Genomic DNA, 13,341 nt, shown 5'->3' on the forward strand with positions numbered 1-13,341 from the left:
ATCTTGTCAGCTTGGTAAAGAAAGTGCCTGTTTTGCCATTTGGCGGCATAGAAAATAAAAGAAGTATGGTGTATATCGGCAATCTTTGCCATTTGGTAGATGAAGTGATTGGATTCCGCATCAAGCACGGAGTGACGGCTTCGGGAGTGTTTTTGGCAAGCGATGATAAACCGCTAAGTACTACGAGACTTATTGAGTTGATAGCAAAGAATCTTGATAAAAAAATATATTTGATAAAAATACCATTTTTTGAGAGTTTGCTAAAGTTGCTTAAACCATCGTTCCATAAGAGACTTTACGGGAGTTTGGAGGTTGATAATACGCTTACTAAAGAGAAGTTGAATTTAACAAATCCTTATAGTGTGGAAGAAGGTGTGAGGTTGATGATACATGGTTAGAAGTTGTGCGGAGATCCTTCACGTTGTTCAGGATGACGGGAGGAAGTTCAGGATGACATGTGAGTCCGTAATTCTGAACAAAGTGAAGAATCTCTCTCGTCCGTCATTCTGAACAAAGTGAAGAATCTAGTTTGCGGGCTCCAGAGAGACCCTTCGCTTTACTCAGGGTGACGGGATGGGAAGTGTTCAGGGTGACATGTGAGTCCGTCATTCTGAACAAAGTGAAGAATCTAGTTTGAAGGTTTCACAGAGACCCTTCCCTTCGCTCAGGGTGACGGGATGGGAAGTGTTCAGGGTGACGAGATGGGAAGTGTTCAGGGTGACGGGATGGGAAGTGCTCAGGGTGACGGGATGGGTACAACAACATTATATATATCCGCAAAATAATCCGCAATTAAAAGAGATAAATTCAAGTGAATTAATTTTAAGAGTAAGTGTTATAGGGTTTTTTTGATATTTTTTATCTGCAAAATAATCCGCAATTTATGCTATAATTTTCTAAATATGGGAGAATAAATGTATTTTACACCAATTTTACCAACAGATATGAATAGCAATATTGATGAAGAATTGCTTTGGCTAGCGGAAGAGGTATGTATAAAAAGTGCTGCTCTTGGCGGTAATCATAATAAAATAGTGTTAAAGAGTATAAAAGATTTACTAAGAACAACAAATAGTTATTATTCTAATCTAATAGAATCTGAAGGTACTCATCCTCTAGATATTGAAAAAGCCATGAAAAAAGATTTTTTTGATGATAATAGACAAAGAAATCTTCAATTTTTATCAATAGCCTATATAAATACTCAAAAAGAATTAGAACTTATGGCTACTGATGTTGATAATATTTTTACAAAAGATTCTGTGCTCTCAATTCATAATAATTTTTATACTAAAGAGGGGATGGAGCCTTTTTTAGATATTAAACATAAAGATTCTATTATAAACATGACACCTGGAATACTTAGGGATCATGATGTCTATATAAGCAAGCATATAGCGCCGGAATATACACAACTTGATTCAATGTTCAATGAATTTGAAAATCAATATAAATCTATATACAATCTTTCTACAAAGGCAAAGAAACTATTATATATATTATCTTCACATCATAGGTTGACTTGGATACATCCATTCTTGGATGGTAATGGAAGAGTGTCCAGACTATTTTTAGATACTGCTTTTTTGAATGTTAATATTGAAGGATATGGTCTTTGGAATATTTCAAGAGGATTAGCAAGAGATAATGAAGGCTACAGAAAGCATTTAAGATTTGCAGATATGCAGCAACAGGGTTCAACTGATGGAAGAGGTCCTTTGTCCTTAAGAGGGCTGAAATACTATTTGAAATTTATGTTAGATACTTCATTAGATCAAATTAAATTTATGAATGAGAACTTACAATTAAATTCTTTAGCAAATAAAATAGATAAATTTATTCTTTTGGCTAATAGTGGTTTGTTAGGCATGGAACCGTTTCCTGAATCTTCATCAATAATACTAAAAGAGTTATTGCTTAAAGGAGAAGTGACTCGTGGAGAGGTTAAAAATATAATCAAAAAGAGTGATAGGACAGCAACAGCAATAATTAAAACTCTTATTGAAAGAGGATATATAGAATCCGATACTCCAAAAGGTGCAATAAGAATCAGATTTAACACAACATTTGCTTCATATTTAATGCCAAATTTAATTCCGGACAAGGATTAAAATTGATGATACATGGTGAGAAGTTCTACAGAGACCCTTCTCTTCGCTCAGGGTGACGGGATGGGAAGTGCTCAAGTGACGGGATGGGAAGTTCAGGGTGACATGTGAGTCCGTCATTCTGAACAAAGTGAAGAATCTCTTTCGTCCGTCATTCTGAACAAAGTGAAGAATCTCTTTCGTCCGTCATTCTGAACGAAGTGAAGAATCTCTCTCGACCGTCATTCTGAACGAAGTGAAGAATCTCTCTCGTCCGTCATTCTGAACAAAGTGAAGAATCTCTCTCGTCCGTCATTCTGAACAAAGTGAAGAATCTCTTTCGTCCGTCATTCTGAACAAAGTGAAGAATCTCTCTCGACCGTCATTCTGAACGAAGTGAAGAATCTAGTTTGAGGGTTCTAAAGAGACCCTTCGCTTTACTCAGGGTGACGGGATAGGAAGTGCTCAAGTGACGGGACGGGAAGTGTTTATGTGACAGGACGGAGTCTTGTTTTTCAGATGTTTTAAAAACAATTTCAAGAAACGGAGAAAATATTTGATTTATATATTACTGCTAATAGCTTCATTTACTCTTACATACCTCATAAAAAACTATGCCATCAAGAAATCGCTTGTTGCAGAGGTGAATGAGAGAAGTTCTCACGATGTGCCGACACCTCATGGCGGCGGAATTGCCATAGCGCTTACTTGGTTTGCGGGGCTTGTTTATCTCTACATGTACGAGATGATTGAGCCAAATCTTTTTTACGCTCTTATGATGGGGGTGGTTGTGTCTGCTGTGAGTTACGCGGATGATTTGTTCGAACTTAGTCCAAAGGTCAGGCTCTTGGTGCAGAGTGGTGTAGCTATTGGCGGATTGGTAGCTCTTGGCGGTTTAGAGGCGATAGATTTTGGATTTTTTACAGCAGAAAATCAGATAGTGACCAATACTTTTGCATTTTTTATGATAGTCTGGTTTATAAATCTCTATAATTTTTTAGACGGCATCGACGGTTACGCGGGAAGCGAAGCTCTCTTTTTGGCTCTCGCTGGTTTAATACTCTTCGGCGGAGAGCACTTTATGGTTTTGGCTGTTTCGGTGCTTGGATTTTTGTTTTGGAACTGGCATAGGGCAAAGATATTTATGGGCGATGTCGGGAGCACGCTTCTTGGATATACGGTCGCAATTTTTACGGTGTATTATGCAAACGAATCAACTCAAAATCTTTGGATATGGATTATACTTTTTGGAGTGTTTTGGTTTGATGCCACACTGACTCTCATAAGACGAAAGCTTAAGGGTGAAAAACTATCTCAGGCACATAAAAAGCATGCATATCAAAGACTTACGCAGAGTGGATTGAGCCATAGTTGTGTTGTTATTGCTTCAACAGGCTTAAATATTGTATTATTCTGGATTGTTTATCTTGTAGATAATGTTTTTGCGGCATTTCTTCTTATGGGAATGATTTTATATAGCGCCGTAAAGTATATAGACGGCAGAAAAAGGTTTGAATAGTGTTTAACATAGACAAGAGAATATTGAATTTTTTGGTAATCATTATTCTTACTACATTGACGTTTTGGTGGACTTTTTTTATATTTCACACTCCTGTTTCTTGGCAAGTTATAGCGGGTGTGATAATTGTTAGAATATTTGCGTCTTTACTTATTTTCAAGGACTATAGTCTAAGCTGGTCAAAAGCGACTCAGAGAACATTTTTACTAAAAAGCATGGTCTACATGGCCGCTTTTGTAGTTTATTTTCCTTTTTTTTACGGAAAAGTACACTTCTCACTGCTGGCAAGCGAGCTGTTTTTGTATCTCTTCAGCATAAACTTTCTTATGTATGTTTACTACTACTTTATCAACAAAAATACAATGGCAAAAACAAAATCGGCGGTTATTTACGGTGCTGGAAAAGCTGGAATAAAGCTCGAAGAGGAGTTTATAAACAGCGAGTATAAGGTTAAATATTTTGTAGATGATGACCCTATTTTACAAAAGAGGTCAATAGACAGCATAAAAATAGTCTCAAAAGAGGTTTTGAAGAAAATTATATCAAAAAATGGCAAGCTTGACCTGCTTGTAATCGCTATGCCTTCCGCATCTAAAGAGAGGGTAAAAGAGATATATGAAAAGCTAAGTCCATGTTTTAAATCCATAAAAATATTGCCCTCATTTGATGAAATACTAAAAAACAAAGAGTTTTCCGCGCAGCTAAAAGATATAAGCGTAGAAGACCTGCTTGCCCGCCACCCAAAAGATTTGGACAAAAGAGCAATTGAAAAGTTTATAAAAGATAAAAAGGTGCTAATCACCGGTGCGGGAGGAAGTATAGGGAGCGAAATAGCTAGGCAGTGTGCCACATTTGGCGCAAAAGAGCTTGTCTTGCTTGATCACAGCGAATACAATCTTTATGCTATTGCAGAAGAGTTGGCTATGCATAAACCTGCACTTGTAATGCAGTCTGTCGTCAATAAAGATCTGCTTGAGAAGACCTTTGAAAAACATAAGCCCGACATCGTGATCCACGCAGCCGCTTACAAGCATGTGCCTCTAGTAGAAGAGAACATAACGGAGGCAATTATAAACAACGTAGTAGGGACAAAAAATGTAATAGACTGTGCGATAAAACACAGTGTTAAAAAATTTCTGCTTATTTCAACCGACAAGGCCGTCAGACCTACAAATGTTATGGGCACGACAAAGAGAATCTGTGAGCTATATGCTCAAAACGTAGTTTCTTTAGAGAATGTTGAGGCAAACAGCACAGAGATAGTTGCAGTTAGGTTTGGAAACGTTCTTGGAAGCAGCGGAAGTGTTATACCAAAATTTAAGTCTCAAATAGAGCAGGGTGGACCAATTACAATAACGCATCCTGATATTACAAGATATTTTATGCTCATCCCTGAAGCTTGTGAGCTTGTTCTTCAGGCCGCTTCGATTGGAAAAGGCGGAGAGATCTTTATACTTGATATGGGAGAGCCTGTAAAGATTGTTGATTTAGCGCAAAAAATGATAGAGCTATCCGGTAGCGAGGGCGTAGGAATCGAGTTTGTAGGTCTTCGCCCTGGAGAGAAGCTTTATGAAGAGTTACTAATAGACGAGAGCGAGGCAAATACCGAGTACGAGTCAATAACAGTGGCAGGAAAAAGCGAGTACGATATAGTGAAATTAAATCATGATATTTTTGAGTTGGTCTCTACAAAAGATAAGTTAGGAAAGTTAAAAGAGATTGTTCCAGAGTTTGATCATAAGGTAAACTAGAAAACATTTGTGGTACCAGAGAGGGGACTTGAACCCCTACGCCCGAAGGCAGCGGATTTTGAATCCGCCGTGTATACCGTTTCACCACTCTGGCTTAGAGTCGAAATAATAGTGAGTTATTGCTTAAATATAAGTTATAAGTAAACAAGTTTTTGCCGATGTAGTTCAAATGGAACTTGTATTGCTTAATGCATTAGAACAAGACGGCATAAAATAGATGGAGGTGTGATGTGAGAATTACAAGCGGTATGTATTACAAGAGTATATATAGTGAACATAACGGACAACTAAACGAAGCTCTTTTTAATGTAAACAAACAGATAGCATCGGGACTTAAAATTCAGTATGCTCACGATGACATTAGAACATTTACGGAGACTATGAGGCTTGATAACGAGATTTCAACTCTTGGACAGATAAAAAAGAGTACTGAGAGTGCTCTTAAAATGTCGGATCAAACAGACTCGGTGCTGGGCGAATTTGAAACATCGATGAACCGCACGAGAACTCTTCTTTTAAATGCTGCAAACGGAACAAATGACGAGACTTCGCTTGATGCAATAGCGCAGGAGCTAAGATCAATAGAAGATCATTTTAAAAATCTAGCAAATACCTCTATTAATGGTCAGTATCTTTTCTCAGGCACAGCAGTTGACGTAAGACCTATAGCTGATGATGGTACCTACATGGGTAACGACGGACTATTGGAAGCATTTACCGGCTCAAAAACATCTCAGCAGTACAACATAAGCGGTGCAGAACTTTTTCTCGGTGAGAAGAGATTAGTGCAAAGAGAAGTCTCAACAAATGTCGTTCAAACAAATTTAAGTGCCAAATATCCTGATTTTACAGATTCAACTGTTGTTGGAGCTTCCACGCCAATTACAAGCAGTAATACTATCCGTGATCTTATGGGCGATAGCGATAATGCAGTTGACGTAGGAGTTGATAAGCACTTCTTTTACGTTAATGGAACAAGAAGCGATGGTGTCTCTTTTAAAGAAAAAATTGCAATGAGCGATGATGAGAAGATTAGCGATCTTTTAAAAGAAATCGGTGATTTATACGGGAATACTCCTGAGGTGGATGTCGTAAATGTCAGCATGAACCAAAATGGACAGATTGTAGTGGAAGATAAAATCAAAGGCTCCAGCAAGATAGAGTTTCATATGGTCGGTGCGACGGATCTAAGCGGCGGGGTAGCGGCTGATGTTATTAATATTGACGATTTAGGGGATGGAGAGGCAAATTTTGACAGGATAATGCTTGGCACATCTACCGCTGTAAATCCAAATCTATATGTAAAAGAGTTTATTAAATCATCACTATCATCTGCTGATGGAGTTTTGGCTACAAATAGCATTGAGGGTACTATCTATGATAGGACGGAGTTTAGCAAAGAGGGTTCAACGCTCTCTTCGGCATCTACACAAATTGTAAGAGATACAAACGCATTTGCAACGGCTTCTACTAAACTCTCTGATGTGGCGGACCTTTCACAAGGAACTGCCGGCACGCTTGATGGGACTTCATTTGTAGTAGAGGGCACGAATATAAACGGAATTGCCTACAGTGCACAGGTTGATTTGAGTACGGCAGGTTCGACTTTTACGGTGGGTGGAAATACATACAATATTTACGATGTTGGAACGCCAAGGGCAGCTGTAAATGGCGATGATATGACATATAAACAGTTTATGGATGTTGTAAATATGCTCACAACTGGCAATCTTCCAGCAACTGCTCCCGGAACTGATGCTGAATATGATGCGGCGATTGAAACAGCAGACCTGATGGGAAGAACATTTTTAACCCATGACGGCAAAATGCAGTTCGAAGAGATAGGCACCGGCAATACTAAGGCGACTCTTGCCATCTATGATGCAAACAGCGGTGATTTTACAGTAGGGGCAGATGCTTCTGTAATGACCTTTAACACCAACAATGCGATAACGGTGCGTGACCCAAAAACAGACTTTTTTAAGACTCTTGATGAAGTGATAAAGTCTGTTGAGAACTATAAACTCTATCCTGATGCTAGCAGCGGAGATGTGAGAAATGTGGGTATTGAAAATGCCATTGCAATGATGGATGATCTTCAAGACCATGTTTATAGAGCGCACTCCCAAGTCGGTGTGCAGACAAATGCTCTAGATACATCTATACAAAGAACAGGACTTTTGGAGATAAGTGCCATGAGTTTAAGATCAAGTGTTGTTGATACGGATTTAGCTGAGGCTTCATTGACCCTTGCAAGGTTAAATACCAACTATGAGGCCCTTCTCTCAACTGCAGCGAAGGTGTCAAAACTTAGCCTTGTCAATTATCTCTAATACAGGGCTTTAAAATCCTTTATAAAGCATTTTTTGTTATACTTCATTTTATTTAATAATTAACCTTACGCACTTTTACAAAAAGTCCGTGAAAATACTTTGTAGTTCTCGAAAAATTTATTTTTTCGTAGCTTCAGGGGGTTGTAGGGACATTTGTCCCTGCCTCTAAAATGGACGCGTTCGTTTTAGCGCGTAACATCAGATAATGAAAAGGAAGCTGTAGTTTGAAAGATGCTATATTTATTGTAAGTTTTGGTTTGCTAATCTATCTTGGATTTTCTACTGTTTTGGGCGGTACTGCTCTCATGGGCGGATACGGTACCGCTTTTGCATCATACAATCATAAATACTTCGGTTACATCTCTTACGCATATATATTTATTTTTATGATTCCTCTGTACTTTTTTTATAAGGACAGCAGCTTAAATATAAGAAAATTTGAGCTTGTAGTTGCATCTTTTTTACTCCTTTTCTCATCACTTTTGGCGCAGGCAATGCTGGTAAATGATAGTTTCCGCGGAGCTATAGGTGCCGGTTTTGTAGATTATTTATCTCCATACATAGGTTCGTTTGGGCTTTGGACATTTTGGTTTATCATAACTCTACTCTCTGTGGTTATTGTTTTTGACAGAAGTGCCCATGAAATGGTCGACATATTCTTACACAGAACAAAGAAAAGATTTTTTGCTCCTCAGATAAGTATCCCAAAAGAGACGAAAAAAGTTGAACAAAAAGCAGATGAGAGTTTTGAAGAGGAGATAGACAAGCCAGCATATCTCAGAAAAAAGAGTGCTCCAAAAATTGAGCAGCCGCAAGAGCCAAAAGAGTCTTTGGAGCATTTAGAGACAAAACAGCAAAGCAATATCGTAGAGCTTGTAAATGAGATAAAAGAGCAGAAAAACGCAATTATAGTCGATGAGCTTGAGGAGAACGCTAAGCTTTTGGAGTCTATTGAAAAAGGCGTGGTTGAAAAGCCTAAAAACTTTAAACTTCCCTCTGTTGATTTTTTGCAAAAACCAAACAATAAAGCGCATAGCGTAGATGAGACTGAGTTGGATGGGAAAATTAAATTTCTTATAGAAAAACTTGCGCATTTTAAGATAGATGGAGATGTTGTCAGAACATACGCAGGTCCTGTCGTTTCAACTTTTGAGTTTAAGCCCGCGGCAAATGTGAAAGTCTCCAGAATTCTCAATCTCCAAGATGATCTGGCAATGGCACTTAGTGCGGAGACTATCCGTATTCAGGCGCCAATTCCGGGTAAAGATGTCGTTGGAATCGAGATACCGAATGAGAAGATTGACACGATATATCTCAGAGATTTACTCGATAGCAAGCTTTTTAAAGAGTCATCGTCTGCGCTTACTATCGTTTTGGGTAAAGATATAGTCGGTAGACCGTTTATAACCGACCTTAAAAAACTTCCCCATCTTCTTATTGCAGGAACTACGGGAAGCGGAAAGAGTGTAGGTATAAATGCGATGATTCTTTCGCTTCTTTATAAAAACTCGCCCGATCAGCTAAGACTGCTTATGATTGACCCGAAAATGCTTGAATTTTCTATCTATAATGACATTCCTCATCTGCTCACTCCTGTTATTACAAAAGCAAAACAGGCGATTGTCGCACTTAACAACATGGTACACGAGATGGAGAGACGCTACTCTCTTATGAGTGAAAACAGAACAAAAAATATTGAGAGTTATAACGAGAAGGTAAAAAAAGAGGGCGGAGAACATCTGCCTTATATAGTGGTTATTATAGATGAGCTTGCAGATCTTATGATGACAAGCGGAAAAGATGTTGAGCACTCTATAGCAAGGCTTGCACAGATGGCAAGAGCTTCGGGAATACACCTTGTCGTAGCAACTCAAAGACCTTCAGTCGATGTCGTAACAGGACTTATCAAAGCAAATCTTCCTTCGCGTATATCGTATAGAGTAGGGCAGAAAGTTGACTCTAAAATTATCTTGGATCAGCAGGGTGCAGAGTCGCTTCTTGGAAAAGGAGATATGCTCTTTACGCCTCCTGGTTCAACAGGTTTAGTGCGTCTTCATGCACCGTGGAGTACGGAAGAGGAGATAGAAAAAATCGTTGATTTCATAAAATCACAAAGAGCGCCGAACTACGACAAAAGCTTTTTGGTAGAAGAGAGTGAAGATGGCTCCTCATCAAGCGATACTTACGAGGAGCTTGACCCTCTCTTTGGCGAAGCTAGAAATGTTGTTCTATCAGATAGAAAAACCTCTATATCGTACCTACAGAGAAAACTCCAAATAGGTTATAACAAGTCTGCCAGACTTATAGAACAGCTAGAAGGCGAGGGTATTTTGTCATCCCCAAACTCCAAAGGGATTCGTGAAATCTTATAATGAGCACTAAGCCGCACTTTATTTTTACAAAACTTCACAACTCTTTTAGTGTCTATGTAAAAAATTTAGAGCAGCTTACAGTTCCTGAAATACAAATAATAGAGACATTTGTAAGTATTAGAAATGGTCTTTTTGATTTTAATACATATACTTTTTTTGTTCCCAAAAATTTAGAATTCAATGATTTTGTTTTTTTATTAAAGCATGTCAATATTAATGCTATTTGCGAAGAAAATATTTTATTACCACAAAAGAAAAAAGGAAGGATAGAATTTGGTAGATATAAAGGTTTAGATTATTCAGAACTGCCGGATTCGTACCTCTTGTGGTTAAAAAGTAACTACAGCGGTAAAAATAGAGATACAATAGATGCCGAGCTAAAGTTTAGAAATCTATAGTGTTACTAAATTAAACATATTTTAAATAATATTTGCTGCTTTTGTTTAGTTTCGTAACACTAGTGTTTTACTGTTTACATATTTAGTTATAATCACTCATAAATTTACAAATAGGAATAACAATGGCATTTATAGAAGAGTATAGAGCGCATATAGCTGAAAGAGAGGCACTTGGTGTTCCACCACTTCCACTTTCTGCTAAACAAACTGCTGCATTAGTTGAGATGATTAAAGCCGGTGAAGGCGATATGGATCAGAATATAGATCTTCTTACAAACCGTGTTTCGCCGGGTGTTGATGATGCTGCGTATGTAAAAGCGGCATTTTTAAATGATGTTGCTTCTGAAAAAATCAGCGTTAAGGCTATTTCACCTGCACATGCCGCGAAAATTATGGGCATGATGCTTGGCGGATACAATGTAAAACCTTTAGTTGATGCGCTTACTTCAAAAAACTCTGAAGTTGTTGAAACTGCAAAAGAGGCTCTTAAGCATACTCTTCTTGTGTATGATGCATTCAATGATGTAGAAGAGCTTCATAAAGCCGGAAATGCACACGCTACGGAGGTTATGACTTCATGGGCAAATGCTGAGTGGTTTACTTCAAAGCCGGCATTAGCCGATGAGATTACTGTTACTGTTTTTAAAGTTCCGGGAGAGACAAATACAGATGACCTTTCACCTGCTTCAGAAGCGTTTACCCGTTCAGATATCCCACTTCATGCAAATTCTATGCTTGTTTCAAAGATGGATGACCCGATTAACACTATCAAAAAACTAAAAGAAAAAGGCAATCCTATTGCTTACGTCGGCGACGTTGTAGGAACGGGAAGCTCAAGAAAGTCAGGTGTTAACTCTGTTCAGTGGCACATGGGCGAAGATATCCCCGGTGTTCCAAACAAGCGCACCGGTGGTGTTGTTCTTGGCGGAATTATTGCTCCTATCTTTTTTGCTACATGTGAAGATTCAGGCGCGCTGCCTTTAGAGCTTGATGTTACTCAGATGGAGAGCGGTGACGTTGTTACTATCTATCCATATAAGGGCGAGGCTCATAAAGATGGTCAATGTATCGCTACGTTTAAACTAAACCCAAACACAATTACGGATGAAGTTAGAGCAGGCGGTCGTATTCCGCTTATCATCGGTCGCGGTTTAACTGCTAAGGCGCGCGGCGTTCTTGGTATGGGAGCTTTTGATGTCTTCCTAACCGCAGATCAGCCTGCAGATAGTGGTAAGGGCTACACTCTTGCTCAAAAGATGGTAGGCCGTGCTTGCGGCATGGAAGGAGTTCGTCCTGATATGTATGTTGAGCCGGTAACTTCAACTGTTGGAAGCCAAGATACAACTGGACCAATGACAAGAGACGAAGTTGTAGAGCTTGCTGCACTTGGTTTTAGTGCTGACTTGGTTATGCAGTCATTTTGTCACACCGCAGCGTATCCAAAGCCTTCAGACGTTGTAATGCATCATACGCTTCCTGATTTTATCTCTAAGCGCTCAGGTGTTGCACTTCGTCCTGGTGATGGAGTTATCCACTCGTGGTTAAACCGTTTGACTCTTCCTGATACGGTAGGAACAGGTGCAGATAGCCACACACGTTTCCCTATCGGTATCTCTTTTCCTGGTGGATCGGGAATCGTCGCTTTTGCTGCGGTTACAGGTTCTATGCCTCTTACTATGCCTGAGTCTGTGCTTGTTAGATTTAAAGGCGAATTGCAGCCGGGTATCACACTTCGTGACCTTGTAAACGCTATTCCTTATTATGCGATCAAAGAGGGTCTTTTGACTGTTGAGAAAAAAGGCAAGAAGAACATTTTCAACGGACGTATTTTAGAGATCGAAGGTCTTCCTAATCTTAAAGCAGAGCAGGCATTTGAACTTTCAGATGCTTCTGCAGAGCGTTCTGCTGCTGCATGTACAGTACTTTTAAATGAAGCGCCGGTTGTTGAATACCTAAAGTCAAATGTCGCACTTATCGAAGCGATGATTGCTGATGGCTATCAAGATGCTCGTACTTTGCAGCGCCGTGCAGATAAAATGAAAGAGTGGTTAAGCAAGCCTTCATTAATGCAGCCTGATGCTGATGCAGAGTATGCAGCGGTTATAGAGATCGACCTTAATGAAATAACAGAGCCGATAGTTGCTTGTCCGAACGATCCTGACAATGTTAAACTTTTAAGTGAAGTTGCAGGCGAGAAAATCGATGAAGTATTCCTCGGTTCTTGTATGACTAACATAGGTCACTATCGTGCTGCCGGCGAAGTTATGCGCGGTGAAGGCAATGTTGCAGTTGAGAAATTCTGGATAGTTCCGCCTACTCGTATGGATGAGCAACAGCTAATCAACGAAGGGTACTATGATGTTTTTAAATCCATAGATGCACAAACTGAGGTACCTGGCTGTTCACTTTGTATGGGTAATCAGGCAAGTGCTCGTCCTGGCTCGACAGTTTTCTCTACATCTACTCGTAACTTTGACAACCGTTTAGGTAAAGGTACTCAGGTTTATCTTGGTTCTGCTGAACTTGCAGCGGTATGTTCTAAGTTGGGCAGAATTCCTACGGTAGAGGAGTATATGAGTATTGTACCTTCAAAGCTTGCTGGAAAAGAAGCTGATGTTTATAAATACCTAAACTTCAATGAGATTAAAAACTACCATCTTGAGGATCGTAGCGTAGCTGAAGAGAAATATGGTGTTAAAATTAAAGCCGTATAAACTCCAAAATAGCGCAGAAAAGGTTCTAGACCTTTTCTGTAAAACTTCACTTACTCACTAAATCAATCTTTTATAATATCGAACTCAATAGGATATTTTGGAATAAAAATCGACTTCTCTATTGTATGGTTCTGTTTCTGATTTTCAAAAGTTATCTTTACTCTGTT

7 protein-coding genes, 1 tRNA gene and 1 pseudogene are annotated in these 13,341 nt (G+C 39.0%); 8 read left to right on the plus strand and 1 reads right to left on the minus strand.

The window, feature by feature from the left end; translation table 11 throughout:
* The 4 genes and pseudogenes from RQ763_RS03585 to RQ763_RS03600 all read left to right on the plus strand — a co-directional run.
* Positions 1–398: pseudogene (locus tag RQ763_RS03585) on the plus strand (epimerase); the annotation flags it as partial.
* A gap of 516 nt (positions 399–914) precedes the next feature.
* On the plus strand, positions 915–2,111 hold the full coding sequence (locus RQ763_RS03590) for a Fic family protein (RefSeq protein WP_314151237.1): 1,197 nt from the start codon (positions 915–917) through the stop codon (positions 2,109–2,111).
* Positions 2,112–2,643: 532 nt separating this feature from the next.
* The gene (locus tag RQ763_RS03595) at positions 2,644–3,606 is read left to right on the plus strand and encodes a glycosyltransferase family 4 protein (RefSeq protein ID WP_314151238.1); all 963 of its coding nucleotides are present in this window, start codon (positions 2,644–2,646) and stop codon (positions 3,604–3,606) included.
* A gap of 224 nt (positions 3,607–3,830) precedes the next feature.
* Positions 3,831–5,357, plus strand: coding sequence for a nucleoside-diphosphate sugar epimerase/dehydratase (locus tag RQ763_RS03600; protein ID WP_314151239.1), 1,527 nt, complete (start codon positions 3,831–3,833; stop codon positions 5,355–5,357).
* A gap of 10 nt (positions 5,358–5,367) precedes the next feature.
* On the opposite strand, the gene RQ763_RS03605 is transcribed toward RQ763_RS03600, so the two are convergent.
* A tRNA-Leu gene (locus RQ763_RS03605) sits at positions 5,368–5,451 on the minus strand.
* Positions 5,452–5,587: 136 nt separating this feature from the next.
* Here RQ763_RS03605 and RQ763_RS03610 point away from each other — a divergent pair.
* The 4 genes from RQ763_RS03610 to acnB all read left to right on the plus strand — a co-directional run bounded on the left by RQ763_RS03610 (position 5,588) and on the right by acnB (position 13,174).
* A complete protein-coding gene (locus RQ763_RS03610) occupies positions 5,588–7,690 on the plus strand; it encodes a flagellar biosynthesis protein FlgL (protein ID WP_314151241.1) in 2,103 nt (700 codons plus the stop codon).
* A gap of 224 nt (positions 7,691–7,914) precedes the next feature.
* On the plus strand, positions 7,915–10,062 hold the full coding sequence (locus RQ763_RS03615) for a DNA translocase FtsK (RefSeq protein ID WP_314151242.1): 2,148 nt from the start codon (positions 7,915–7,917) through the stop codon (positions 10,060–10,062).
* Positions 10,062–10,460, plus strand: a complete 399-nt coding sequence (locus RQ763_RS03620) for a hypothetical protein (RefSeq protein WP_314151243.1) — start codon at positions 10,062–10,064, stop codon at positions 10,458–10,460. The genes RQ763_RS03615 and RQ763_RS03620 overlap by 1 nt, the downstream gene beginning before the upstream one ends.
* A gap of 122 nt (positions 10,461–10,582) precedes the next feature.
* Positions 10,583–13,174 (plus strand): bifunctional aconitate hydratase 2/2-methylisocitrate dehydratase, encoded by a 2,592-nt coding sequence (gene acnB / locus RQ763_RS03625; protein ID WP_314151244.1) that lies wholly within the window; start codon positions 10,583–10,585, stop codon positions 13,172–13,174.
* The last annotated feature ends 167 nt before the right edge of the window (positions 13,175–13,341 follow it).

This window comes from Sulfurimonas sp. (assembly GCF_032250635.1).
In the GTDB taxonomy this organism is placed as follows: domain Bacteria; phylum Campylobacterota; class Campylobacteria; order Campylobacterales; family Sulfurimonadaceae; genus Sulfurimonas.

What these genes read in the sequence shown, in the direction of transcription:
- RQ763_RS03620 (WP_314151243.1), top strand. Translation starts at nt 10,062, where the DNA reads ATGAGCACTAAGCCGCACTTTATTTTTACAAAACTTCACAACTCTTTT.
- RQ763_RS03600 (WP_314151239.1), top strand. Translation starts at nt 3,831, where the DNA reads ATGGCCGCTTTTGTAGTTTATTTTCCTTTTTTTTACGGAAAAGTACAC.
- RQ763_RS03590 (WP_314151237.1), top strand. Translation starts at nt 915, where the DNA reads ATGTATTTTACACCAATTTTACCAACAGATATGAATAGCAATATTGAT.
- acnB (WP_314151244.1), top strand. Translation starts at nt 10,583, where the DNA reads ATGGCATTTATAGAAGAGTATAGAGCGCATATAGCTGAAAGAGAGGCA.